Source organism: Morganella psychrotolerans, assembly GCF_965118875.1.
Lineage (GTDB): Bacteria > Pseudomonadota > Gammaproteobacteria > Enterobacterales > Enterobacteriaceae > Morganella > Morganella psychrotolerans_C.
Map to the genome: position 1 here is coordinate 32757 of NZ_CBCPJD010000021.1, position 26535 is coordinate 59291.

The following is a 26535-nucleotide window of genomic DNA, read 5'->3' on the forward strand; positions in this document are numbered from 1 at the left end:
ACGTCATTACGGTGATACTCCAGCCCGCATGCGCATAAAAAAAGGGTGAGCCGAAGCTCACCCTTTTCTGTACAGCATTATGTCTAATCAGGCAGCCTGATTATCCGCACTTCGCAACATTTTGCGGACCGGGATTATCAGTACACACAGAACTGCGGCACAGATAACCAGTGCGACAGAAACGTGTGAGAAGAACGCAGGCATGTTTAACAGCTGATCCGGACGTACGTTACCGCCCATGATACCCGCCGCCAGGTTACCCAGCGCACTGGCACAGAACCATAATCCCATCACCTGACCGCGCATTTTCATCGGCGCTAATAAGGTCATGGTCGCCAGACCAATCGGGCTTAAACACAGCTCACCCAGGGTTAGCAGCAGGATACTGAATGTCAGCCACAGCGGGGAAACCCCGGCGCTGGTTTCAATCACACGCTCAGATGCCATCATCATGACCACAAAGCCACCCGCGGCAAACAGCACCCCGAACATAAACTTGGTGATACTGCTCAGGTTCATATTACGGCGCGCAAGTGCCGGCCATAACCAGCTGAACAGTGGTGCCAGCAGAATAATAAACAGGGCATTAATAGACTGGAACCAGACTGTCGGGATCTCAAAGCCCATCACGTTACGGTCAGTGTAGTCTTTCGCAAACAGGTTAAAAGAAGTTGGTTTCTGTTCGAAAGCAGACCAGAACAGCGCGGCTGTCACTAACAGAATAAAGCAGACAAATAAGCGGATACGTTCACTGCGCCCCAGGCCTGCAAAGAGAAACAGGTAAATGAAGTACAGAATAACCATCGCGGAGATGAGGTAGACCATATTGGTGGCAACCAGCAACGGGTTGAACGGGATAGCACCTGTTGCTACCAGTCCTGCAACAACGGCAATGACGGCAGCAGCCAGACTCACCCACATACCCACATTTTTACGGACAACCGTCGGGCGATCCCAGCTGGAATCCAGACCGACTTCACTGTCATATTTGCGCATCAGCGGCACGGCATAGAAACGGAAAACCAGCAGTGCGACTAACATACCAAGGCCACCGATACCAAAGCCCCAGTGCCAGCCGTAGTTAGGAACTAACCAGCCGGATGCCAGCGGGGCGATGAATGACCCCATGTTAATGCCCATATAAAACAGGGAGAAACCGCCGTCACGACGTGTATCTTCTTTTTTGTACAGTGTACCGACCATCACCGTCACGCAGGTTTTGAACAACCCGGTACCGATGACGATAAACAGCAGACCGATAAAGAACAGCTTAGGTGACGAGATAGCGGACAAGGCGATAGCGAGATGCCCGAGTGCGATGATGATTGAACCGTACCAGACCGCCTTTCGCTGACCTAACCAGTTATCAGCCAGCCAGCCGCCCGGTAATGAGGTCAGGTAGATTGCCCCGGCAAAAATACCGACAATGGCAGAGGCCTGTTCCCGGGGAATATCCATCCCGCCTTCATAGACGGTGGCGGCCATGAACAGGATCAGTAACGGACGGATCCCGTAGAAAGAGAATCGTTCCCACATTTCAGTGAAGAACAGTGAACTCAGCGGATAAGGGTGCCCGAAGAAGGTACGATTATTGTTAGTTTTTGATTGCATCTGTAATTTCCCGAGGGTTTATGACGGAGGATAAACCCAAAAATGAAAAGGATAAACAGTTCCTGTTAACAAAATGATACATTTACGTATCAATAAACATCCTGTCTTATTAAAGTATTTTTAACACACTTGTTGTGAATTTTATTCATCTGAAGCACGTTTTCTATTTTATAAACCATTTTTTAGATTAAATGTCGATGAAAATATCATTTCACGATACTTATTTTAACAGGATGTGACGGATGCCATTGACAAAAAGTTAGATTTATGAGGCTTTCATTTTTATAAAATAATATTTAAAATCAATTAATTACGGATAATCGATTGTGTAAATATGAAATTCCGGCAACAAATAGCAGGCACGTAAAAATAACAGGATGAAAACAGGGAGGATACGGGTAATATCGTGCGGTTAATTTTTTTGTTGGCTGTGAGATTTTATGCACCACCACGAATAAAACAGATTAAACAGTACAACGACAGCGGTGAAATAAAATACAGAAGAGAAGCCAAACTGAGCAGCGACCCAGGCGCCCATTAACGGACCCGTAACATTCCCCACATCCCGGAGCGCCTGGTTATAGCTGAAAATACGACCGGCAACCTGGTGAGTGATATGATAAATAATCAGTGTCTGTACCGCCGGTAACATGGCGGAGTTGACAGCACCAAGCAGAAAACGCAGTGCGCCGAGCTGCCAGTAATGTGTTACCCAGGCCATGGGAAGGATGACAAATACAGAAAGACCGAGCATCGCTATCAGGACTTTTTCCGGCCCTATCCGGTCACTGAGTTTACCGAGTCGCGGCGCGGTGATCAGTGCGGCAAGTCCCGGAACCGAGGCGATTAATCCGCTGATAAATGCCAGATTTTCTTTTTGTCCGCCCAATTCACGGATATATAGTGTGATCACCGGATTGACAGAACCAGCGGCAATCTGAATGCACATGGTGGTGAAGAACAGGCAGATAATCAGACGGGGATTTTTTATCGAGGCAAAGACCTGTTTTGTGTTCAGTGCGTCTTTGCGCGATACCGGAGTAAAATTCTCTCTGACATAAAACAAGGTGACAAAAAAGCAGATAATCAGCACTGTCGCTGTGATAAAAAAGACCGGGCGCAGACCCACACTATCTGCCAGAAAACCACCGATCAGCGGACCTATCAATGCACCGCTGACCGCGCCTGTAGATAAGGTTCCCAACGCCCATCCGCTGCGTTTTACCGGCACCTGAGTGGCTATCAGCGCATTCGCATTCGGGATAAAGCCGCCGAGCAACCCGAGCAGCGCACGCAGAAATAATAACTGCCAGATATTCTGAGCAAAGCCTATCAGCAGCATGACAATTCCCATACCGAGTGCGGAGCGCAGCAGCATCAGCTTACGTCCTTTGCGATCGGATAATTTCCCCCAGAAAGGGGCAGCAATCGCCGAAAAGAGAAACGTAATACTGAATACCGCCCCGGTCCATAAACTCAGCTCACGATGGTCTGTAATGCCCATTTGCTCTATATAAAGAGGCAAAAAAGGCATAATCAGACTAAATGCAGCACCGGTTAAGAAGCAACCAAACCAGACGACATACAGGTTTTGTTTCCAGCTGCGGTTGGGGGCTTTGTTCAGCATCGTTCTCCTTTACTCTTCATTTACTCTTCATCCTTCAGATTGCAGGGGTGTGACCTGCCCGTCTTCACTTGCCGCCTACCTGCAATCCGAATGATTTTGAGTAAATTGTTATTTGAGTAAACCCTTAAAAACCATCATCCTTCGGGTTGCAGGGGTGTTGGCCGCGCTCGTTCAGCCGGGTCATATATCAACATATGCTTAAAACAATGCACGCTTAAAAACACACACGGCTGTTTCAAAGAAGCAGCCGTGTGTGGATTAATGTACATTGTCCCGGTTATCGTAAAGGGACGGTTCGCCCTCCGGCCGGGTTTTAAAACGCCGGTGTAACCACATATATTGTTCCGGTGCGCGCAGGATCTCTTTTTCCACAATATGATTAATAAAGGTTGCGGCAGCGATTTCATCATTTTCCGGAAAACCGTCCACAGGCGGTTGAACCAGTAACTCATAACCTTTACCACCCGGTAAACGGCGGGGCGTAAACGGTACTAATTCGGCACGTCCGGCTTTGACCAGAACGGATGTTCCGGTAATTGTGGCCGCTTTTTCAACAGCAAAGAACGGGGCAAAAACACTGTTATGCGGACCATAGTCATGATCAGGGGCGTACCAGAGAATATCTCCCTGACGCAGGGCGCGAACCATTCCTTTGACGTCTTTGCGGTCGATCATTGATTTATTTGATCGCATGCGCCCGGTAGTCTGTATCAGGTCTATCACCGGGTTATCATTCGGACGGTAAACGCCTGCCCCGGGGCTCATAATGCCGATCATCCGCGCGCCGAGTTCCAGGGTGAGAAAATGAATACCGATAACAATGACGCCTCTGCCCGAATCCTGCACCTTATTAATGTGCTCAAAGCCATCGACCCGGAACCAGCGCTTTATCCGCCAGTCCGGCCAGAACCATGCCATTCCGGTTTCGAACAGTGCCATGCCGACAGATTCAAAATTAGCAATAACCATGGCTTTGCGTTTTGCCTCCGGCATATCCGGGAAGCACAGTTGCAGATTGCGATCCGCAATCGCGGTACGGCTTTTCAGAAAGCACATTGACAGGCGGCCCAGCGACGTACCCAACCGGTAAATGACAGGATAGGGCAGCAGAACCAGAACATACAATATTCCTGCACCAATCCAGGTCAGCCAGTAACGGGGATGTAACAATGTGCGCTTAAATTCAGGTGCTGTAATCATAGTCAGAAATCGTTGTCAGATGCATCACAGAGATGCAGGTAAATGATATAACAATACATTATACGTCGTATTTTCCGGTAATATCAGTTTTCTGTCACGCAACTATCACCGGCATTGATAGTATTCAGTTGTGTCACGAGTTCTGCGAGGCTGCCTGCCGTCATTTTTTCCATCACTTTTGCGCGGTGAACTTCTACCGTCCGTACCGCGACATGTGCGACATCAGCGATTTCGCGGTTCATCAGCCCCTGAGCTACAAATCCGGCAATCTGACGCTCTTTCGGGGTCAGGGTCAGAAAGCGTCCGTGGATTGCTCTGTCAGCCACGGCTTTTTCCGTGACGGCTGCAGCGCGCGTCAGCGCGGTCTGTAGCGGCTGTGTGGCAACCGGTTTTTGCAGAAAATCCACTGCACCCAGTTTCATTTGTTCTACCGCCATCGGCAGGTCGCCGTGTCCGGTCAGAAAGATAACCGCCAGCGTGCTGTGCTGCTCACGGAGTAGCTGATGAACCCGGCAACCATCCGGGTCCGGCATCCGCATGTCCAGTAATACAATACCGTAAGTATGCAGGGGGGCCTGTGCAATAAATGTCCGGCTGTCATTCCAGATACTGACATCATAGCCGAGGCTTTCCAGTAAAAACTGACACGCCTGTGTCACGGCGATGTCATCATCAACCAGGTGAATTACGGGCATGGTGGCTCCTCTGTCAGTCGGGTAAAGATAAGGGTAACACATAAGCCGGGTCGTTCGTCTGCACCGATATAATTTTCCATATGAATATCTCCGCCCTGGCTGCGCATCAGCCGCTGGCAGATAACCAATCCCAGCCCCAGACCGGCTGAACGGGTTGACCGGAACGGTGAGAAGGGCTGCGCCAGCCGGTTTTTATCCATACCGCCACCGTTATCCTGAACCACCAGTAACTGCCCGTTGGGTGTAAGGTGATGCGTGACACGGATGCTGTCCGCACCTGCCTGCAAACTGTTACTCAGCAGGTTTGACAACAACTGGTCGAGCAGCGTGGGCGGCAGATACAACAGTACATCCGCCGCAACTGTATTGTGTAACAGGGCAGACGGATAATGTTCATTCACTCTTAACAGTGCCCATAACTGATCCAGCGTTTCTGCCACATATTGTGCGGCGGGGGCACTTTCCGGCGTAACAGGACTGTTACCTGCCCATTGCCGCAGATTACGGATAATATTTGCGCCGCGCTCGGCCTGATTTTCAATTTGCGACATCACCGGAAGTAACGGATGTTCCGGATCCTGGCGTTGCAGGCGGATTTGCGATCCCTGTGCATAATGGCGGATAGCTGACAGCGGTTGATTCAGTTCATGCGCGAAGCCGGATGCCATTTCCCCCAGCACACTAAGTTGCTGCGCCTTTTCCAGATCCTGTGCCTGCTGTTGTAACTGTGAATGTGCGGTTTCCAGTTGCCGGGTGCGGCGGCGGATCTGAAACGCAATCCAGATATGATTAATACCCAGCAGCAGAAAAGCGAGCATCACTGTGCCGATAAGCCAGCTGTTTTTTTTGCCCCAGCTGATAATGTCCTGCCAGAACCGGCGCTGCTGCGGATGCTGATTAACTTCTCTGAGCAGATTTTCCACCTGACGCGTGGAGGATGGCGCACCCCAGCGCATTTCATTTTCTCCGTGGCTGTTGATCAGTACACGGGTAACGTCATCGGCCAGTTCGTCCGGCACATCACTGCCTGCGGCAAACGACCAGTTCGGATATAACTCGCTGCTGCTCCAGCAGGGAACCGCGCTTTTCCGTTGGAGCAGCGGGCGGAAATCATCCTGATGAATAAGACCTTCGCTATTCATTGATTCAATCAGACACACCGGCACAATCACGCCCTGAACGGCATTGTCGCGCAGCAGATAGAGCAGGGCATCAGCCGGAAACCCGGAGAATTGCAGGTGGTAATCACGCGGTGGATCAAGACCAATATCCCGTAATGCTTTGTAGCCTAATAAATAGCCACCAAAAGCATCAGGAGCAATAGCGCCGACTTTTTTACCGGTCAGATCAGACGGCGTGTGATACGGGCTGTCTTTGCGCACCAGCAGCACACTGCCGACAACATTACGGGTGGCATTATCCGGCTCAAAGGCTGAACGCAGGGAAACCAGCCAGCGCAGAGGAAAATTGCTGTCCAGCTGGATAAACTGCGCCGGATTGGTGAGAACGAACTGGACGTCATTATTATGCAGCGCTTCGCGCATCTGATCGAGTGTCAGCGGCAGCAGGGTAAAGTGCTCGCCGGGCAGGGCGCGGTTGAGTTGTTCGGTCAGCGGCGCCCAGAAATGGCGCGTCGGCGCATCGCCCCGCAGTGCCAGCACGCCAATTGTCCATTGTGCGGCAAAAGAGAATGAGGAAAAAAATAAGAGTCCGGTTAACAGCCCGATGCGTAAAGCCATCTCACATTGCGTCCTGAGTCATTATCTTAAGATAAATCTGTTGTTTCAGATCAAGGTATCACCGGTTATGTGGTTAACCACAATAGGGTGTTTCCCCGGCAATTTTTACAATCAACATAATGACATATCCCTTTACTCAGCACACGTTTATTCCTTTTTGGCTGAGTTTGAACATTAAGCGCAATGAAGTTTGAAAGACACTGGAGAGCAGTATGGATCTTGGCAAACGAAAATTTCTGCAAAATCTGGGAGTCCTGACCGCCGGGGCTTCACTGGTTCCGCTGGCGGAAGCCGGTATGCATTTTTCACCGACCCGTCGTGAAGGTGACCCGTCAAAACGTTACGCAATGCTGATTGATTTACGTCGCTGTGTCGGCTGTCAGTCATGTACCGTCAGTTGTTCCGTAGAAAATCAGAGCCCGCAGGGGCAATTCCGCACATCCGTCAGTCAGTATCAGATCCAGATCCGCAATGAGGATGCCACAACAACTAACGTCCTGCTGCCGCGCCTGTGCAATCACTGTGATAATCCGCCATGTGTGCCGGTGTGTCCGGTACAGGCGACGTTCCAGCGTGAAGACGGAATTGTGGTGGTGGATAATACCCGCTGCGTGGGCTGCGCATACTGTGTGCAAGCCTGTCCGTACGATGCCCGCTTTATTAACCACAGCACACAAACGGCTGATAAGTGTACGTTCTGCACCCACCGTCTGGAAGCCGGGCTGTTACCGGCCTGTGTGGAATCTTGTGTCGGCGGTGCGCGTATCATCGGCGATTTAAAAGATCCGTCCAGCACAATAAGCAAAATGCTGCATGAACACGAAGCCGCAATCAAAGTTCTGAAACCGGAAAGCGGCACATTACCGCAGGTGTTTTATCTTGGGCTGGATGATGCATTTGTCCAACCGCTGGAAAATCGCGGTCAGCCCGCATTATGGCAGGAGATCCACTGATGATTGAACAGACAATGTTAATTCAGGAAGTGCTGGCCCGCCCGCAGGAAATCACCTGGCTGCCGTGGGCAGTGCAATACTTCTTTATGATAGGGATTGCCGCCTGTGCCGCGCTTTATGCCTGCTGGCAGCGCTGGCGTGGTGATAAACGAGATGCCCGCCTTGAGATGCTGGCCGTTTTTATCAGTATCACATTAGGTATTGCCGCCCCGTTGGCACTGACGGCTGATCTGCATCAGACCGCCCGCGTCTGGCATTTTTATGCCTATCCGACGCCGTGGTCGTGGATGCCTTGGGGTGCTGTATTCCTGCCTGCATTCACCGGTTGTATTGGTTTGTATTTTCTGGCGCTGGTGGCGGATAAAATATGGGGTAAACAATTTAAACTGACCCGCTGGGTGGCACTCGGCAGTGCGGCATTTGCTATCGGGCTGTTGTTGTATACCGGACGTGAGGTTTCTGTTGTCCGCGCTCATCCGATCTGGTTCAGTTACTGGATTCCGGTACTGTTATTTTTCAGTGCATTACAGGCACTACCGGCGCTTATGATGCTGGGTGCGCGCCGCGAGCCGCAGTATCAGTCGCAGCTTGCCCGCTTACAGATAGTGTCATTGCTGCTGCTGGCAGTGAGTATGGGCTTTTGGATCGCAGGAAATACCCTTTCCGGAGCTGCTATCCGTGCACAACTGAGTTTCGGCAGTACAGGATGGACACTGGCAATGGGTGAAGTCGTACTGTGGATTGTGCTGATGGTGCTGGCGGTGAATCTTCTGACCGGTCGCCGTTCAGTCGCCTATATCACTATTCACGCGGTACTGACCCTGTTACTCACCTGGTCGCTGCGCTGGATGTTACTGATGAGTGTGCAGACCTTACCGAAATACAATGTTATGCATAACCCGTACAGCCTGCCGATGGGCACTGACGGTATCCAGGCGATTATCGGCACTGTCGGCTTGTGGATAGCCCTGGTGATTATATTCCGTGAAGGTATTCGCTGGGTAAATAATAAAGTACAGAATAAACAAAATATTACGCAGGACGGGGGTGTACAGCATGGCTAAGTCAACAAGACGTCAGTGGTTAAAAGCAGGTTTGGCGGTCGGCGGGCTGGTGGCTTTCGGAATCAGCTACCGTGATGTGGCAAAACGCGCCATCGACGGGCTGATGAACGGTACATCCGGCAAAGTGACACTCCACCGTATCAATGGTAATTCACTGATCCCTGAAGGGAATGCCTTAAAGGGCTGGCAGGCGGATAATAATCAGGCTGTATCCATGACACAGTGTTTCGGTTGCTGGACTCAGTGCGGGATCCGCGCCCGTGTTGACCGCGAAACTAACCAGGTTATCCGCATTGCCGGAAACCCGTATCACCCGCTGTCGCATGACCATCATATTGCGTATAACACCCCGCTGGCAGATGCCCTGAAAAATATGGGCGGCGAAAGCGGGCTGGAAGGACGCTCTACTGCCTGTGCGCGTGGTGCAACCCTGATGGAAGGGCTGGACAGCCCGCTGCGTATCCTGGAGCCGATGAAGCGCGTTGGTAAGCGGGGTGAAGGAAAATGGCAGCGCATCAGCTATGAACAACTGATGCAGGAAGTCATTGAAGGCGGTGATCTGTTTGGTGAAGGGCATGTTGATGGTTTACGGGCGATCCGCGACCTGGATACTCTGATTGACCCTGCGCAGCCTGCGCTTGGTCCGGTGGCAAATCAGCTGCTGGTGACCAACGCCGGGGATGACGGGCGTGATACCTTTATCCGCCGGTTTGCCCAGAATGCGTTCGGCAGTAAAAACTTCGGGGCGCACGGCGCTTACTGCGGGCTGGCATATCGTGCCGGCTCCGGCGCACTGATGAACGATCTTGATAAAAATGCCCACGTCAAACCGGACTGGGATTATGTCAAATTTGCCCTTTTCCTAGGCACATCACCGGCGCAATCCGGTAACCCGTTTAAGCGCCAGGGTCGTCAACTGGCGAATGCCCGTATCCGTGACAGCTTTAATTATGCCGTTGTTTCACCGGCGCTGCCGCTGACCACAACACTGGCAAACGATCACGGGCACTGGATCCCGATTGAACCGGGAACTGATTCTGCGCTGGTTATGGGAATGATCCGCGTGATGATTGAAAATAATCTTCACAATGCAGACTATTTATCTGTACCGGGCGAAGCGGCGATGACGCGGGTTGGCGAAAGCAGCTGGACCAATGCCACGCATCTGGTTATTACGGATGATAAACACCCGCTTGTAGGGCAGCATCTGACAGCAGAAGCCCTGAACGGTGTGGCGTCAGAAGAGCTCGTATATCTGGTTCTCAATGAACAGAATGTCCTGGTTCCGGCAGCAGAGTGCGACCGCGCCGTACTTGACGTCAATCAGCCGGTAACACTGGCAGACGGCACAACAGTTACTGTAAAAAGCAGTTTCCTGCTGTTGAAAGAAGCAGCTCAGCGTTTCACGCTAACAGAATATACTGCCCGTTGCGGCGTGCCGGAAGAGACCATTGCGGGGTTGGCAAAAGCGCTGACATCCTACGGGCGTAAAGCTGCGGTGATTTCACACGGCGGTATGATGTCCGGTAACGGCTTCTATAATGCCTGGGCGGTGATCATGCTCAATGCGTTGATCGGCAATATGAACCTGAAAGGCGGCGTGTCTGTCGGTGGCGGCAAATTTAATGGTGCCAATGACGGTCCGTGCTACAAAATGGACAGCTTCCCGGGCAAAGTGAAGCCGAAAGGCATGAACCTGGCGCGCAGTAAATCAGTCTACGAAAAATCAGACGAATACAAAAACAAAGTGGCAGCAGGTCAGAGCCCGTATCCGGCAAAAGCGCCGTGGTATCCGCTGGCAGCAGGTCAGTTAACCGAGCAGCTTGGCTCAGCGCTGGAAGGGTATCCGCATAAACTGAAAGCCTGGATAACCAATATGACCAATCCGCTTTATGGGATCGCGGGTATTCGTCAGGTTATGGAAGATAAACTGAAAGACCCGGCACATCTGCCGCTGATTATCGGCATTGATGCCTTTATGAATGAAACCACCGCGCTGGCGGATTACATTGTACCGGATACGCATAACTTTGAGAGCTGGGGATTCAGTGCGCCGTGGTCCGGAGTGCAGACTAAAGCCACTACTGCCCGCTGGCCGATTGTTGAGCCTCGTGTGGCAAAAACCGCAGACGGGCAGCCGGTCTCAATGGAATCTTTCTGTATCTCAGTCGCGAAAGCCCTGAATTTACCGGGATTTGGTGATAATGCGATCGCAGACAATGACGGCAATACCTGGCCGCTTAATACCGCTGAAGATTATTACCTGCGCGTGGCGGCTAATACCGCGTTTATGGGCGAGAAACCGGGACCGGAAGCCAAAGCGGCTGATATTAAACTCTCGGGTGTCGATCGCATTGTGCCCGCCATGCAGCGCACACTGAAAGCGGATGAAATCAGCCGTGTCGCGTATCTCTACAGTCGCGGCGGACGTTTTGCGCCGTATGAAAAAAGCTGGGATGGTGAGAAAACCGGGCCGCAGTGGAAGCAACCGCTGCAAATCTGGAATGCGGAGGTCGCACAAAACCGTCACGCGATCACCGGTGAACGGTTCAGCGGCTGCCCGACTTACTATCCACCGCGCTTATCTGACGGCAGCGATATTAATAAAGTGTATCCGGTTGATGCCTGGCCGCTGAAGCTGATGTCGTTTAAATCCCATGTGATGAGCAGTTCGACCACGATGATCGAACGGCTGCACCATGTAAAACCGTGCAATATGGTGGCACTGAACCCGGCAGACGGAGAGAAATTCGGTGTACAGCACGGTGACTGGGTGCGGATCACCACTCCGGGCGGCAGTGCGCAGGCGCAGGTCAGTTTACTGACCGGGGTGATGCCGGGCGTAGTCGCGATTGAACATGGTTACGGGCATCATGAGATGGGCGCACGTCAGCATTATCTGGATGGTGAAGCGATGGCGATGGACAAACGCATTGCTTCGGGGATCAACATCAACGACCTGGGCTTTGCGGATCCGACAAGACAAGTCAGCAATACCTGGCTTGACTGGGTAACGGGTGCTTCCGTCCGTCAGGGATTACCGGCAAAAGTGGAACGGATTTCTGCTGCCTGATCAATATTATCTGCCTCAACCCAACACATAATAAATACGTCGTGAATACCTCTGACCACCTTCGGGTGGTCTTTTTTTTTGCCGCAAAAAAGACAGCAGAAAAAACAAAGGACACCCTGTTGGTGTCCCCCTTAGATCATTTTGCTGTGTCAGTGCTTAATATTATCAGAACGGTTGCAATATTCGCCGGATTCTATTTTATCAATTCCGGCCTGAAGGATAGAAATCAACTGGCGGGCAACATCTGTTGTCAGCCACATCGTTTTATCGGTTTCCGCATGTTCAGGGGGTTGGGATTGATCCCTGAGATAATGCAGGCGCAACATCATTGCATCATAACTATCGACTGTACTGATATCCCATCCGATCACGGGGTGGGTCTGAATGACCGCTTTCTTATCGTCCATTGGTACCTCCTAATCATAATGCAAGATGATAATATCTGTGACTAAGAGCTAACGTCCCGTTAACAACGGGTTTTACCAGTATAGGGCTTTTTAACAAAGTAAACAGAGGGGGAGGGACTATAATTGTGCGGAAAACAGCAAATTCGTCTTCTTTTGATATAAGAGTAGTGCAATAACGCATTTTTCACCTTATTGCACTGAAAGGACAGGTACTTATACTAAGTAAATCAGCTTACTTACAAACATTAACACGCCAAAGGGCATCGGTGCCGGCCAGGAAAGGGACCAGCGCATCTTCTGCTTCACCGATAGTTTCAGGAACGATTGTTTCTTCCCGCGTTAATTCAATAAACCCGTCATTTACCGGCAAGCCGTAAAATGCAGGGCCGTTGAGTGAACAAAAGGCTTCAAAATGTGCCAGCGCACCGAGTTCTTCAAAGACGGTTGCATAAGCAGCGAGAGCGTTTGGTGCATTAAAAACACCGGCACAGCCGCAGGATGACTCTTTACGGTGGCGTACGTGCGGTGCGCTGTCTGTTCCGAAGAAGAAACGCGGAGAGCCGCCTGCCACAGCCTGACGCAGCGCTTCCTGATGAATATTACGTTTGAGCACCGGCAGACAATACAGGTGCGGATGAATACCGCCAACCAGCATATGGTTGCGGTTAAACATCAGATGCTGCGGGGTCAGTGTTGCGGCAATATTATCATCACCGTCAAGGACATATTGCGCGGCTTCTTTGGTGGTGATGTGCTCAAACACCACTTTCAGTGCCGGAAAATCACGACGCAGCGGGATCATTACCTGCTCAATAAAGCGCGCTTCCCGGTCAAAAATATCAATATCTGCCTGTGTGACTTCCCCATGAACCAACAACGGCATACCGGTGCGCGACATCATCTCCAGCACCGGATAAATGTTTCTGGCATCAGAGACACCGTGCGCGGAGTTGGTGGTTGCATTTGCCGGATAAAGCTTGCAGGCGGTAAATACGCCTTCACAAAAACCACGTTCAATTTCGGCAGCATCTGCTCCATCGGTCAGATAGCAGGTCATCAGCGGAGTAAAATGGTGTCCTTCCGGGACAGCGGCCAGAATGCGTTCACGGTACGCTATGGCGGCATCCACGGTTGTTACCGGCGGAGCGAGGTTTGGCATCACAATGGCGCGGCCGAAAAACTCACTGGTATAAGGCACAACAGTATCGAGCATCGCACCATCACGGAAATGAATATGCCAGTCGTCAGGGCGGCTGATTTTCAGGGAAGATATTGGATGAGTCATTGAACCGGCTCCGAAATAAGTATAGGGATAACCTGATGGCGGATGCCATAAGCCGGAGAAGGATAATAGAACGAAATGCAGGTAAATACTATCCTCTTATTCATTCAAACTGCAGGTTCGTTGGCGCAGGGAAGCCTGCCTGCATCCTGAATGACGTTGGGTATACTCCGTATAACCTGGTTGCGACTATTATAAAATCCTCATTATTGCTTTACACCTATATTGCTTTGCAGCGATATAGCTTACAATCTATATTGGTGAGGGTGCACTGTGTGGCTTGGTCTGGCTACATAAATCAGATCGCGCTGTTGTACTGGCTGCGATGCTTGTATTACAGGTTCAGGGGCCGGGAGTTTACAGACTGGCTGAATGCACTAAAGAACAGGAGGTAAAGATGGGGAAATCACTGGAGCAACTGCTTGCAGATGAAACACCTGAAGTGGTCGCTGATGCAAAAGCGATGGCAACAGATATATTGCTTAATATCCACCTTGCCCGGTTGCGGGAGCGGGTACAAAAAACTCAGGTGGAAATGGCACAGGCGCTGGGAATCAAGCAACCGACGGTTGCCGGAATGGAAAAACCGGGGCGTGACCTGAAATTATCGACGCTCAGACGCTATGTTGATGCGATAGGCGGTAAGCTGAATATTGATATTGAACTGCCGGATGGTTCACATCATACATTTATAGTGTGAAAAATAAGTAACTTACTAATCGGGATGGTAATAAAAAATTATTATTCAGAGTTAATATCTGTCAGGCAGAAAAGCAAAAAGCCCGCTCATTGAGCGGGCTTTTTAAATGTGGCTCCTCCAGCTGGACTTGAACCAGCGACATACGGATTAACAGTCCGCCGTTCTACCGACTGAACTATGGAGGAAGCGAGTTCTCTGTGAGAACGGGGTGGATAGTAATGCGGGCAGGGAGGATTGTCAAAGCGAAAATCACAGAAGATGTTCTGTTTGCCGGACTTCTGAGCATTGCGGTGGAATAATCATCAAAATCACGGTGTTAACAGTGATGGTGGAGAGATATCTGTATTTTTCAGGGGGTGATTTTATGGTGGCAGAAGGAGGAATATAACAGACGAAAAAAAACCTGCTCATTGAGCAGGCTTCTTAAATGTGGCTCCTCCAGCTGGACTTGAACCAGCGACATACGGATTAACAGTCCGCCGTTCTACCGACTGAACTATGGAGGAAGCGAGTTCTCTGTGAGAACGGGGTGAATCATAGCGGGCTGATGCCGGGTTGTAAAGGACAAAATGCAAAAAAATGTCTGAGTGGTCAAGGGGTGAGCGATTTAATGTAAGCGGGCATTTTATCAGGTAAAAAAGGGAGAGCGGGGGGGTAAATCAGGGTAATCTGAAGCGAAAGGATAAGGTGTCGGAGTCTGTAATTTATATTTTTGAACTGACCGATATACAAGTTAATCGTATCGACATTATATATACCGTCTCCCTGATTTTTTTCTTGAAATTTAGCCTATTGATTTGCAGTCACATTCATTGTTTTTCTGACGTTAAATAAATTTATCGGGGTTAATTGTTTACTTGAATCAGAGTTAGATTTATGAGTATAAAAAGAATTTTCGCCATTAAAAAATAGCAAACCAAAACAAAAAACACTAACACCGATAATTAAGATAAATAGACTTATTATGATGGAAATAGATGTATTGATATTAAATGCCATCTGTTCATTTAATAAGTAAGCAATATCTGAAAAAGATAAAAATAAAATAACGATACCCCAGTGAGTGACGGATAACAGAAAAGGATACTGAATATGGTTGTGAATAATCATAGGCAACATCGAGATAATGACAGCCAATGAAAATCCATAACTATTATGTTTATATTTCACAATGGCTTGAAATAGGATGTAAAACCCGCCAGTTAACATTAATGACATAAAAATAAGATTAATAAGGTTACTTTTCATCACCCAAAGAAGCAATTCGTTGTATGGATGAGGAACAATATAATAATCTGTATTTAAAAATGGAATACGTGTAAGCTCATAATTATCACCAATGCTAATATTGCTACCCCAGGATACATAGGGTGATTCTAAAAATAATTGAATAGAAAATCGTAACATTTGATTAAGATGAAATTGACTAATGCCATTATGGTTTATAGTTGGTGGTGGCAGGTCAATAATATAAATACCGGGAACAATGGCCAGTAAGATAATAATATAAACCAGAGTCACTCTGGGTTTATTTTTCTTATAAAACAGACATAAAAAAACAAAAGCACAAACAGTAAAACTTAGCCAGGCAATAGCGGATTGAAGAACAATAATCGTTAAGGCTGTAATAAAAATAAACAGGCTAATCACACTAACTCTAATATTCTCTAAATTTTTAGATCTCAATGAGAACTGTGAAAGTGTTACAGTGGTGATAGCCAATAAGCAAGCTGTTGCCATGCTGATGGAAATAATATTAACTTGTTGAAATAGCCCGTTTGATTCCATGTTGGTGGCAAGATAAAATATTTCAGGCTCAAAAATATACTGGTAACCTGTCATTAATGCCTGCACAAATACAATTGATAAATAGGTGTAAATACAAAATGGGTGAAATGAATTTGTTTCCTTTATTTGCAATCCGGAAAAGTAAAATAATCCACCTATCATGGTGCCGAATAAATACCAGAAATTCACTCTTTGCTGTAAATCTGCCGATAATAAAATTGCAATAAAATAAATAAATACTGCCATAAAAAAACACATAGCCGGGACGGTAATGATAAATCTATCCCTGCGATAAAATACTGCCAATGAAATAGTGGATATTAATATAGTAATAAAGATCCAGCTCAATATGTTTTGTGGCAGAGCTTGGCGTAAATTGCCTAAACTATCGATATAAATTAAACTGGTTAAGTTCCAAATAATAAATGTCGACATAAATAATGAACGTGATAGCATTATCATAATTTTTTATTTAAATAAATGTCGCAATTAACCAGGCACTACCTGAATATTGACCGGGATTTTTATTTTCCCCGGATAGATGACTTTCAATCTGAATGTTTTTAACTTTATTGATCGTAGTTTCAATTTGCTTCCCACGCTTATTTATATCAGCATCAAATAAATTAAGTTCAGCATAAATGGTATCATTTCCTGATTTCAGGGGAACACGTTTTTGTGGGTCACTATCCGTGACATAATCTAATGATAATTTAACTTTAGTTAGCTGCGAGCGGTCGCATTGATAGTTAACAGTATGTGTTAATTTACTGTCAAAATTAACTGAATCAAGAGTTTTGAAATTAATATTGAGATTATTGATATTTGATTTACAGCTTGATGGATAGTTAATTACAGACGGTTCAAGATCTAATTTGACTGTAGATAATTCAGGTGGAACATAGCTGATGTTAGGGGCACCATCATCCTGAAATAAGCGGGTATAGCCCGCAAGTAGCATGCCGGGTATAATAATTTTACCATCAATAGGAATGTCTTTAACATACACCCTGATTTCAAAAGGAAATTGAGCAGTAAAATTAGTTGCAGGTTGAGGGGACGAAAAATACAGTGTTGAACAGGTAGTTCCGGAAAATTTTTTCCAGTCACTGGTAATGCCGTTATTTGAATACAAGGTATACACGGTATTCGCATTAATTCGATAAGCTGTTAGCCCGTTAATTTTGAATCCAGTGTTGGGTGCATAACCAAAAACACGGTGGTATGCCTGACTTTCATCTAAACCATAGTAATAATAACCTAGCAAATAATTACTTGGACAGTTAACGGTGCCATACGCATTAGCGCTTTGTTGGTTAACAATAATACCCGTTTGATTTACAGGTGCAATTAAATAATAGCTATTACTATCACTTCCTATAGTGGGTTGGGTTGCCAGCACGGAATTATCTGAATTTAATTGAATTCTAAATCCGGCGCTGTTGCCTCCGGGAGCATAACGAGTCAATGCATAGCTCATTGAATGATAAAAAATGACAAATATCAGCGAGCTAATAATAAAATGTAATTTTAGTTTCATGAAAAACCTGCGCTTAAATATAATCAACCATTACAGACAGGGCGGCTTTAAATGGTCCGTCCTCCAGTTCTTCTACGGGTTTTTGGGTTACTAACTGAGACTGCAATGTGAATTTCGCACTACTACCAATAATGGCTGGTGAGATAGCCTCCCATTGCTGTAAATTAACTGCACTTGTTTTATTTTTTTGTGAAAAACGAATACCCAATCCCTCGGTTGAGGTTGCCAGTACAGTTTCATTATTAATATTCAATGTACCACCATCTTTTGGTAATAAATAAATTTTGAAGTTCTTTTTTAAATCGCATTTTTTAATTAAAATATTAAAGTCTTTTTTTGCTTGTGAAAACTTATTTATCTCAACATCCTGAAAGTTAATGGCTAATGTATTCTTACCATCTTCCGCAGTCAGTGTGCAGGGCTGGCGTATTAGGGTGGCCTCTAAAGTAATATGTATATCGGCTGTCGCGGACAGAGGTAAATGCAATAGCATTCCGGCGATAAATGATTTTTTTATCATATTGCATTTCTCTATTGATAATCTAAGTTGAAGGTCAGCATGGCTGAAAAATCCCCGGCATATAGCGATGTATTAAAAGGCTTTTGTGCATAAACACCTAATGAGACGATATTAATCGAGCCTTTCCCCGTCTCGGTGATTTTTTGGGTATCAATCGCGCTATTTAATGCAATCTCTTTACCTTGATGATCAGTCAATGCTAATAACAAATTAGTGCTTCCGGCAGTTTTTAAATAATAAATCCCATTGTGTTTTTCGGTAGTATTGCTACTGAAGGTCATTTTAACTGTTTTATTTAAGATGTTTTTTGAACAGTCTAAAATTTCTAATTGGAAAAAATAGGGTTCGGAACGACCTTGATATTCCAATTCAGAAAACCGCTGTTCAGGAAGCACTACTTCTTTCCTGGTTGAATCATCAGATAAATGGCACCCCGGATTTACAAGGTTTCCTTCAAATGAAACCGTCATCTCAGCTGCACTGAATTGGCTGACAAGTAACATAAAACCGGCGCTCAATAATAAAGTCATATTCCTGGTCATTATTACGCTCCCACAGCCAATCCATTATTCAACAACGGTACATTTTGCTGCCCGGCAACGAAATGCGAGCGAGGGTTTACCACCAAAATCATTAATATAGGTTAGATATGGCGTTGCAAAATTATCTGATTTTATCTTTTGTGTTGTTTTCGGCGCTATCATGACTGAATCAAAGTCACTCTCTTCTGCCTGTTTTTTGGTATTACCAAGGCCAATGACGGTTAAATGGAATCCCGTTGGGTTATCAATTTGATAACCGCCCGCCACAGGGGTTAACGTGACTTGCTTTTCCCAGTTTTTTTTACTTTGTTCAACAAGTGCCGCGGGGCGATAAAATAGTTTTACACGACTTTGTAAGGCTATTTGTAAAACCCCTGCTTCTTCTGATTTAGGTGGAATTTCACGTAAGTTATAATAGAACAGTGATTCCCTGTCTTGTGGTAATTGACTTGCACCGGGTGTGGTACTGAGGCGCACAATACTCATTTTTTGCGGCTCCATACGTTGAATAGGCGGTGTGGCAATAATCGGGCCTGTGGTTAATTTTTGTTCCGATGCATCTTCTAACCAGGACTGCGCAAGATAAGGCATTTCCGGGTTATCGTTACGGATGGAGATGTTGATTGACGGTTGGTCACCCTCAAATACAATGCGGGTACGATCGAGAGTGACCGCGGCCTGAGCTAGACTGATTACGCTGAGTGCTGTCGCTAATGTGGCGCTGCGAACAAAAAAAGTTAAATTAAATCTCATGGTTATTCTCTGTATTAAAGACAAGTTAATGTTAAGTCATCGCTGCTCAGATCCATAGATGCGGGGATCTCAAGGCGGCATCGCTGTTGGTTATTCCAATAAAGGTCTAACGGATCTTGTGGATTGACACCCACAATCCATGTGATGCCTTGCTCTCCCACGATCCCCAATTCGATATTCTTCTGATTACGAACGCTGGTACCAAAAGGCGGGAAGCTTCCATCGCTGAGTTTTAAACGCGCAAAAATTTTTTGCCCGTGGATAACATTGAGACTGCGAAGACCAATCGCACCACGGGTTAATGTGGCATCAGTCACAGTATCAAGCGCTTCAATATCAGCCGGTAATTTACTGGTATTAATTGATGCAGTGGTTTTTTTATAGTTGCTGACATTAGGGATTACCGCTAATCCAAAACGGTTTGTTTTATAGACACCATTATTCAACGGAACATTGGCCGTGTCGGGTGTTTCGACTACCAGGCGTGTCCCCCCATAGGCGGCCTGATGGAAGGCGATACCTTTATCTATCAGCGTAATACCGCCATTAACGGAACCACCAAGGCTGGTGTATTGGCCGGGGACATAACTGGTGTTGGCCGACAGTGAAGCATTCGGAAAGTTTTCACTTAAATAGCCACTGAAGCTGGATTGATTACCGCCCCGGCCATTTTGATAACCAACATTGAGGCTATAATTACGGTTATCATCGTAGTTGCTGTAGCCTACATTATGGCTTGCGTAGCTTTGCCCGTTTTTATTTCGTGAATAGCCTTCTGAAAAACTTAAGCTACTGCCCATCGTGAGTGGTATCGAGACATATAAATTGATGGCATTATCTTTATAGTCGGCACGTACTGAACGTGTTGCTGATGTCGTCACACTGATATTTTTGAGGCCGGCTGACGGAAGATTGAATGATGTATTAAGGTATGCACTGTATTGCTCTTCAGTTTGGCTTCCCCAGTAGGTATTGTATTGATAGTTCCCTCCGAGAGAAAAATCATCAAAATATTTATTAATATTAATCTGATAACTCTCTTTCTGAGCTAAAACCCTGATCCCTGACCGACGTTCATCCAATGTTTGCTGTAAGGAGCGATAGGTCTCATCAGAAAACCGATAGCCCGCAAACGTAATATCGGTACGTGCATTATCAAATGATTTTGAATAACTCAGGCGATAGCTGCGGCCATCGAGTGTTTTTTCAGGTAACCGGGCATGTGATTGTGTAACATCAACTGACAGACTACCAAATTCAAATAAGTCACGACCAAAGCCTGCCGAAGCAGATTGATAGACTTTTGAAACGATAGCACCGCCATACAGAGACCAGAGATTATTCAAACCATAGGACATTTCGCCGGAAGCGGTTAAATTACCTTCAAGCTCCCGGCCATTATAACGTGGTTTACCCATCGCGAATTTATAGCGAATTTGCCCCGGGCGCGTTAAATAAGGCAGAGATGCGGTGGTGATACTGAATTTTTGCTCTTCACCATTCTCTTCGCGAACGGTGACATCAAGCTTTCCGCGGATAGAGCTGTCCAGCGATTGAATTTGAAATGGTCCCGCGGGTACGGTAGTTTCAAGCACAATACGGTCGTGATTTTTTACCGTAACCGTCGCATTCGTTTTAGCGATGCCGATAATTTCCGGGGCATAACCCGCGAGTTTGGGTGGCATCATATTTTCATCATTTTCTAATGACAGCCCGGTGTATTGCCAGGATTCAAAAATAGAGGAATAAAAATAGTTTTCCCCTAATGTCATGATCGCAGAAAGTGAATTCAGTGAACGATAAGCATATAAGCGGCTAAACAGAGCATCGGTTTGCTGACTTGAATTTTTTCCATTTGATTTACGATAGCTTGTTTGAAAATCAGCGCGAAAACGCCATACACCTAAGTTGACACCGGTTGTTCCGGTGCCTGAAACATAGGTTTCTGTCGAACCACTGTTTTGCCTGGTCACGGTGCCATTAAGGTTATAGTCAAGTAAAATACCGTTAACGCCCTCTTCCCAACGTGAAGGAGGGACCCAGTTTGGGTCAGTGTATTCCAGTAAAACCTGGGGTATAGAAATAACCAGTGTTAATGTTGAAAGATCAACATTTAACGATGCGCCATCAAGATCAGATAAATCCAAACACTGGTTATCATCATCAAATTTGACAAGTTGAGTATATTCTGCTTTTAAACCTAAATTTTCACTGAGTGATGCAGGAGCACAAATGGTCTGAAAGATATTATCATTAGCCGATGCGGGGGCTTTAACGGTAATATTCCGGGCATGACTAATACGGTCATTATTGAGCTTGATCGTTAAATTATAGCGACCCGGCATAATAAATCCTGCTTGAGAAAATTGGCTAAAATCAACATTTTTGGCATCATCTGTATCTAACATATCAGTGTTAAATTCCATAGCGTAAGCACTTATGGAAATCGCTGATAGAAATGATGTAAGAATTACACAGGTGGAAAAATTAATTTTAGCCATAAGTTTTTTATTATTTAAATAGAAGTCAGGTAACCTATTAATTTTAAATAACCAATTAAATCAGTATTAAAATAAAGATTAACAAGGTATTGTTGAAGTTGTCATTTAAATAATAACGTTATTTGTTGTTAGTCGTAAAAGGGAAGTGAGGTTAACTCCCCTTTTTATATTATTATTCGTAGGTGATTTTAAAGTCAGCGACAGAGGTAAAGTCACCTTCAACAACTTTATCTACTGAATTAACACGTTTAGCTAATGCAGTGAACTCAAGAACGTTTTCACCCTGTTGGTTACGGATTTGGTTCATGATTGATTTCGCTTCATCAAATTTGAAATCTTTAATTTGAATTCCGACGTTAGATGCTGTTCCATTAACACCTAAGAATTCTTTATTTGTACCGACATAGTTTTTACCACCAAACGTAATTTTCATATCTTTAACTGCAATCCATTTATCGTCTGCACCTTTAGTAAATTGTTCGAAGTTACAGTCTTTCAATTTTATCGTCAGGTTTTTTTCTGCCGCATTTCCCGCTTCTAATGACGATCTTGATAATTGACCGAAAGCAACTTCTTGTTTCAAACTGTCAGACTCAATATTACAAGGAGAGTTAACAACCTGACCACTAAATTGTAATTCACCTGTATTACCGCTAATAGCGGCTAAAGACGCAGTTGAAACGGTTGATGCTGCAAATAAAACCGCCATAGTAACTTTATTAAATTTCATACTACAATTCCTTTAACTATAAAAATGACATTGACTGAGGTGAATACCACCTTAAAAGTGGTAATTGGCTTATTGTCTTTAGTCAGACTTGTCTGTCAGGTTAAAAATATCGTCCTTATAGCATCCTGCTGGCATAGTCTGTAATCCTTAATACCAAGGCTTAGAGCCAATCATTCCGACGTAGGAAATTGTATACAACAATGAAGTGTAATTAAATAAAACTCTGCGTTTATAATTAAAAACGATATTTTAATCTTATTGTGGTGGGTTTTTTGATTATTTTAATGTTTTTATTCTTTTTTTAATTTGGTTCAAATATTTAACCGTTTTTATTTAAACGTTATTTTAATTCGTTTAATGATGGTTTAATTTGAAATAACAAAAAAAGCATCAGGAAAGCCTTATCTGATGCTTTTTAAAGGTGGAAAGAGGAGGAATGGTTAGATAGTACAGATAAAGAGTGGGGAAAAATTTTCTTCAAAAAGAGTGTTTTTATCATCAATATAGTTAACTTTGATAAAGAAAATTTGACCAACCCGAGGTAATCCTCGAAGTGGGATATTATCTTTTGCCTGATCATTGGGGTCAAAACTGACATTATCAATTCGGGAAAAAAAATGTTCACCCCGTTTTTCATAATGTACTAAAAATTTACGGGCAATAACGTATTTTTTATTATTGACACTAATTTCTCCATTTATCACAAGGGAGTAGTTATCGCTATTATTTTTATTTGGGATAATACTTAACAGATAGAATGCATCTAAATCGGAGAGACTATCATCCACATCAACTTTCATGATTGTACGGCATTCCGGAATAACTGTTAATTTTTGTGAATTATAGGTGTAAAAACAAAAAATGACGAGTAGGATAGAGATTAATAATAAAACAATCAGGTTGATGATTCTTTTATTTAACATGGAAGTTTTCACAGCTCACCATTGTATTGTCTTTAGGTGTTTTTGGACAGTATGAAATAAACAAAAATTTACCGTCATTATCGGTATCATCTGTAGTTAAACCCACATTATAATAAAATATTGTTGCTGGTTTTTTACAGTCAATGTTAAGCACCGATAATTTATCTTGTAATTTTGTGAGGTTCATTGATTGTGAATCCGGCTGATGATAGCTATTGATGTAGCGGATACTGCATTGATCAATCCGGCCAACCTCAGGATACTCTTTTTGGCTGGTAAAGAAGTAGCTTTTAAATAAGTAGAGTAAGCAAAATATGATGACGATAACTAAACTAATTTCAATATATCGATTATTCAGAATATGGGATTTTTTCTCAGATGCCGGCACAGAAGAAGGCTGTTGCTCCATGATAACGACATCATCAGTCAATTCTGAAGAGGGCATACTTTGATCTTGTGATGGCTCTTCATTATTGATGTCCGGATATTCTAATTGAGCAGTAAACTTTATACCTATTTTTGGAACCGTAATAATCATCTCATCATCAGAAAATGAAGATAAATGGCGACGTAAAACAGAAATGTTGCTATTTAAGTTGTTGTCAGAAACAACCTGATTATAGTCTTGCCAAACACGTTGGAGTAGCATTTCACGATCGAGTATTTCGCCGCAATTTTGCACCATCACCAATAATAAACGGTTAAGCGTTGTTGTTAACCGGGTGGGCTCATCAATATTATCTGTATAAAGCAGACCTTGATGACTATCGTAGACAATGTGATGATTGATTAAATATTTCATTGGTTTGATTCATCAGAGGTATTTTGGCTATTATTCTACGTTATACCTGTATTTCGTGTTATGTCAATGAGTTCAAAGAGGTGAACGATAGTAGTTATCAATATAACAATTTGATTACACTTGTATTTCTGTTTGACTGTGTGGAGATCAGGAGCGAGTGTGTGGTGAAAGAATCAACAGTCATGCATCTTGTTATATATTGTTGGCGAGCTGTAATCCCCCCGAAAAACCAGAGTGCCCATAAGTAGAATTTTCTCGTAATATAAATCGGGGGATTCATATGAAAAAATCACGTCTTACTGACAGCCGGATTATCGCGATCCTGAAACAGGCCGGAGCTATTGGCAAAATGCAAAAAGCCCGCTCATTGAGCGGGCTTTTAAATGTGGCTCCTCCAGCTGGACTTGAACCAGCGACATACGGATTAACAGTCCGCCGTTCTACCGACTGAACTATGGAGGAAGCGTTGTTCCCTTAGGAACGAAGCGCATATTAGCGGGGCGCCTGCGTTGTGTCAATGGGGAAAAATCAAATTTGTGCTGTTTGCTCACCAAGTGAACGTCATGAACAAAAAAGTCGCATAAACAGCGGGTTAAGCCGCTCCTTTCATCCAATGAGAGGCTTGTTTTTCCGGGTGTTTCTCCGGATAGGCAATCAAAAACAGATCATAAAAAGAAAGATCGTTTTTTGTTTCGGTGGTACGCCGGATGTCTTGTTTAAGGCTGTCACTAACCTGCGGATGTGACAGTAAGGCATTAATCGTCTCAGGCGGGACAATTTCACTGACAAACCATTCGCCGTTATAGCACACGCGCAAATCCAGAACGCCAATGTCCGCGAAGTGATAGACAGGTTTGATTTCAAAGAGAAGCACTGCGGCCATTACCAGAAACAGGGCACTGAAACCGAGAAGCCAGTAAAATCCGAAGTATGGAGCGTAATAAATAAGAACACCCAAAAAGAGATAAGACACCACCATGGCCAGGCACAAAAAAGGGTATGTGCGTAGGAAATGGCTGTTAAAACGGGGCTTTCCGTCCCGTTTTTCGCGCTGATTGATAGTATCAAGCGCGCTGGTAATAAGTGATTTGACGATATCCATATAGTGACCTCTGAACAGTCTGCAGATACTTTTATGATACATTATATTAACATAATCCTGTTCCGGCAGAGTAGATCAGTTATCTTATTTGTCCGGGCGAAGTGTTATGATCGGGGGTCAAATAAGAATAGTCCTAACTCAGCGAAAAATGTGATATACAGCACTTAATAGGCTGAAATTACAAAAAATAATCAGAATGAAAACAGATAAATATGAGCGTATTCACTTTTTACAGAAATTGCCGTAATAAATCAGTTGCTATTCAGTGTCTGCCATGAGTTAATGTTTGCGGCCCGATAAAAAGAGCAGCTTTATGTATGACAACTGAGTTTGAGCGTGTAGTTGAGTGTTATCCTGGATAGCCTTTGACCGTTTCATCTGCTGTGTGCCTCCATTTAGTTTTTGCTTCCGGCCAGTACCTGCCAATATGGCAATGCATTTATTATATATATAGGAAAGACACATGTCTGACAAAATGAAAGGTCAAGTTAAGTGGTTTAACGAATCTAAAGGCTTTGGTTTCATCACTCCTGCTGATGGTAGCAAAGATGTTTTCGTACACTTCTCTGCCATTCAGGGCGCAGGTTTCAAAACCCTGGGCGAAGGCCAAGCAGTAGAATTCACCATCGAGAATGGTGCTAAAGGCCCGGCTGCAGCTAACGTAACTCCGCTGTAAGATATAGCCAAACCAAATTCCAAGCCTGCCATGTAAGTGGCGGGCTTTTTTTTGTCCGTTTTTTGTTTCGTTATCTGAAACAGGGCACAAAGGGGCAGATGATGCAGATAAATGACACTGTGTATGTCAAAACGGACTCAGATATTCCGCGTGAAGGTAAGATCTTACTGATTGAACCTTTTAGTGAAGGCATTATGTATCTGGTTTCATTGCCGGAATACCCGGGGGGTATCTGGTTTTTTAACGAGAAAGAAGGGGGCGATGGTGTATTTGTAACGCCGGGTAATAATATCTGACTTTACTTACC

At 45.2% G+C, this 26535-nt stretch carries 23 protein-coding genes and 3 tRNA genes; 6 read left to right on the plus strand and 20 right to left on the minus strand.

Features of this window, described 5'->3' with window-relative positions:
• Positions 1 to 87: 87 nt before the first annotated feature.
• The 5 genes from ACMHKJ_RS17300 to ttrS all read right to left on the minus strand — a co-directional run bounded on the left by ACMHKJ_RS17300 (position 88) and on the right by ttrS (position 6872).
• The gene (locus ACMHKJ_RS17300; RefSeq protein WP_413495876.1) at positions 88 to 1611 is read right to left on the minus strand and encodes a peptide MFS transporter; all 1524 of its coding nucleotides are present in this window, start codon (positions 1609 to 1611) and stop codon (positions 88 to 90) included.
• A gap of 412 nt (positions 1612 to 2023) precedes the next feature.
• On the minus strand, positions 2024 to 3238 hold the full coding sequence (gene mdtG, locus ACMHKJ_RS17305) for a multidrug efflux MFS transporter MdtG (RefSeq protein WP_413495878.1): 1215 nt from the start codon (positions 3236 to 3238) through the stop codon (positions 2024 to 2026).
• A gap of 258 nt (positions 3239 to 3496) precedes the next feature.
• The gene (locus ACMHKJ_RS17310; protein WP_413495879.1) at positions 3497 to 4438 is read right to left on the minus strand and encodes a Kdo(2)-lipid IV(A) acyltransferase; all 942 of its coding nucleotides are present in this window, start codon (positions 4436 to 4438) and stop codon (positions 3497 to 3499) included.
• An 83-nt stretch (positions 4439 to 4521) separates the two neighbouring features.
• A complete protein-coding gene (gene ttrR / locus ACMHKJ_RS17315) occupies positions 4522 to 5133 on the minus strand; it encodes a tetrathionate respiration response regulator TtrR (RefSeq protein WP_413495881.1) in 612 nt (203 codons plus the stop codon).
• Positions 5124 to 6872: a tetrathionate respiration histidine kinase TtrS gene (gene ttrS, locus ACMHKJ_RS17320; RefSeq protein ID WP_413495882.1), complete on the minus strand. Its 1749-nt coding sequence runs from the start codon at positions 6870 to 6872 to the stop codon at positions 5124 to 5126. The genes ttrR and ttrS overlap by 10 nt, the downstream gene beginning before the upstream one ends.
• A 212-nt stretch (positions 6873 to 7084) precedes the next feature.
• On the opposite strand from ttrS, the gene ttrB reads away from it, so the two are divergent.
• From ttrB to ttrA, 3 genes are read left to right on the plus strand one after another with little or no spacing between them, the layout of a single operon-like run.
• Positions 7085 to 7825, plus strand: a complete 741-nt coding sequence (gene ttrB, locus ACMHKJ_RS17325) for a tetrathionate reductase subunit TtrB (protein WP_413495884.1) — start codon at positions 7085 to 7087, stop codon at positions 7823 to 7825.
• A complete protein-coding gene (gene ttrC, locus ACMHKJ_RS17330) occupies positions 7825 to 8889 on the plus strand; it encodes a tetrathionate reductase subunit TtrC (RefSeq protein WP_413495886.1) in 1065 nt (354 codons plus the stop codon). Before ttrB ends, ttrC begins: the two co-directional genes overlap by 1 nt.
• A complete protein-coding gene (gene ttrA, locus ACMHKJ_RS17335; protein WP_413495888.1) occupies positions 8882 to 11962 on the plus strand; it encodes a tetrathionate reductase subunit TtrA in 3081 nt (1026 codons plus the stop codon). The genes ttrC and ttrA overlap by 8 nt, the downstream gene beginning before the upstream one ends.
• Positions 11963 to 12111: 149 nt before the next feature.
• On the opposite strand, the gene bssS is transcribed toward ttrA, so the two are convergent.
• Both bssS and pyrC read right to left on the minus strand, forming a co-directional pair.
• Positions 12112 to 12369 (minus strand): biofilm formation regulator BssS, encoded by a 258-nt coding sequence (bssS, locus tag ACMHKJ_RS17340; RefSeq protein WP_413495890.1) that lies wholly within the window; start codon positions 12367 to 12369, stop codon positions 12112 to 12114.
• Positions 12370 to 12601: 232 nt separating this feature from the next.
• Positions 12602 to 13654, minus strand: a complete 1053-nt coding sequence (pyrC, locus tag ACMHKJ_RS17345; protein ID WP_413495892.1) for a dihydroorotase — start codon at positions 13652 to 13654, stop codon at positions 12602 to 12604.
• Between the two features lie 394 nt (positions 13655 to 14048).
• On the opposite strand from pyrC, the gene ACMHKJ_RS17350 reads away from it, so the two are divergent.
• A complete protein-coding gene (locus ACMHKJ_RS17350) occupies positions 14049 to 14351 on the plus strand; it encodes a helix-turn-helix domain-containing protein (RefSeq protein WP_413495894.1) in 303 nt (100 codons plus the stop codon).
• Positions 14352 to 14460: 109 nt separating this feature from the next.
• Here ACMHKJ_RS17350 and ACMHKJ_RS17355 read toward each other — a convergent pair.
• The 13 genes from ACMHKJ_RS17355 to ACMHKJ_RS17415 all read right to left on the minus strand — a co-directional run bounded on the left by ACMHKJ_RS17355 (position 14461) and on the right by ACMHKJ_RS17415 (position 25552).
• Positions 14461 to 14536, minus strand: a tRNA-Asn gene (locus tag ACMHKJ_RS17355).
• Between the two features lie 245 nt (positions 14537 to 14781).
• Positions 14782 to 14857, minus strand: a tRNA-Asn gene (locus ACMHKJ_RS17360).
• Positions 14858 to 15140: 283 nt separating this feature from the next.
• Positions 15141 to 16385: an O-antigen ligase family protein gene (locus tag ACMHKJ_RS17365; protein ID WP_413495896.1), complete on the minus strand. Its 1245-nt coding sequence runs from the start codon at positions 16383 to 16385 to the stop codon at positions 15141 to 15143.
• Between the two features lie 226 nt (positions 16386 to 16611).
• Positions 16612 to 17679 (minus strand): adhesin, encoded by a 1068-nt coding sequence (locus tag ACMHKJ_RS17370; RefSeq protein ID WP_413495898.1) that lies wholly within the window; start codon positions 17677 to 17679, stop codon positions 16612 to 16614.
• 13 nt (positions 17680 to 17692) lie between these two features.
• Complete coding sequence (locus ACMHKJ_RS17375; RefSeq protein ID WP_413495900.1) at positions 17693 to 18199, minus strand: fimbrial protein; 507 nt, start codon at positions 18197 to 18199, stop codon at positions 17693 to 17695.
• An 11-nt stretch (positions 18200 to 18210) separates the two neighbouring features.
• Complete coding sequence (locus tag ACMHKJ_RS17380) at positions 18211 to 18741, minus strand: fimbrial protein (RefSeq protein WP_413495902.1); 531 nt, start codon at positions 18739 to 18741, stop codon at positions 18211 to 18213.
• A 24-nt stretch (positions 18742 to 18765) separates the two neighbouring features.
• Positions 18766 to 19494 carry a fimbria/pilus periplasmic chaperone gene (locus ACMHKJ_RS17385; RefSeq protein ID WP_413495904.1) on the minus strand — a complete coding sequence of 243 codons (729 nt, stop codon included), beginning with the start codon at positions 19492 to 19494 and terminating at the stop codon, positions 18766 to 18768.
• 14 nt (positions 19495 to 19508) lie between these two features.
• On the minus strand, positions 19509 to 21995 hold the full coding sequence (locus ACMHKJ_RS17390; RefSeq protein WP_413495905.1) for a fimbria/pilus outer membrane usher protein: 2487 nt from the start codon (positions 21993 to 21995) through the stop codon (positions 19509 to 19511).
• Between the two features lie 172 nt (positions 21996 to 22167).
• Entirely contained in the window at positions 22168 to 22725 is a 558-nt protein-coding gene (locus ACMHKJ_RS17395) for a fimbrial protein (protein WP_413495907.1), read from the minus strand.
• 440 nt (positions 22726 to 23165) lie between these two features.
• Positions 23166 to 23525, minus strand: coding sequence for a hypothetical protein (locus tag ACMHKJ_RS17400; protein ID WP_413495909.1), 360 nt, complete (start codon positions 23523 to 23525; stop codon positions 23166 to 23168).
• Between the two features lie 112 nt (positions 23526 to 23637).
• The gene (locus ACMHKJ_RS17405; RefSeq protein WP_413495911.1) at positions 23638 to 24450 is read right to left on the minus strand and encodes a winged helix-turn-helix domain-containing protein; all 813 of its coding nucleotides are present in this window, start codon (positions 24448 to 24450) and stop codon (positions 23638 to 23640) included.
• Positions 24451 to 24836: 386 nt separating this feature from the next.
• Positions 24837 to 24912 (minus strand) — tRNA-Asn (locus ACMHKJ_RS17410).
• A 130-nt stretch (positions 24913 to 25042) separates the two neighbouring features.
• On the minus strand, positions 25043 to 25552 hold the full coding sequence (locus ACMHKJ_RS17415) for a YlaC family protein (protein ID WP_413495913.1): 510 nt from the start codon (positions 25550 to 25552) through the stop codon (positions 25043 to 25045).
• A gap of 463 nt (positions 25553 to 26015) precedes the next feature.
• Between ACMHKJ_RS17415 and cspE the strand changes: the two genes are divergently transcribed.
• Both cspE and dsrB read left to right on the plus strand, forming a co-directional pair.
• Positions 26016 to 26228, plus strand: a complete 213-nt coding sequence (gene cspE / locus ACMHKJ_RS17420) for a transcription antiterminator/RNA stability regulator CspE (RefSeq protein WP_067361438.1) — start codon at positions 26016 to 26018, stop codon at positions 26226 to 26228.
• A gap of 101 nt (positions 26229 to 26329) precedes the next feature.
• Positions 26330 to 26524, plus strand: coding sequence for a protein DsrB (gene dsrB, locus ACMHKJ_RS17425; protein WP_413495935.1), 195 nt, complete (start codon positions 26330 to 26332; stop codon positions 26522 to 26524).
• The last annotated feature ends 11 nt before the right edge of the window (positions 26525 to 26535 follow it).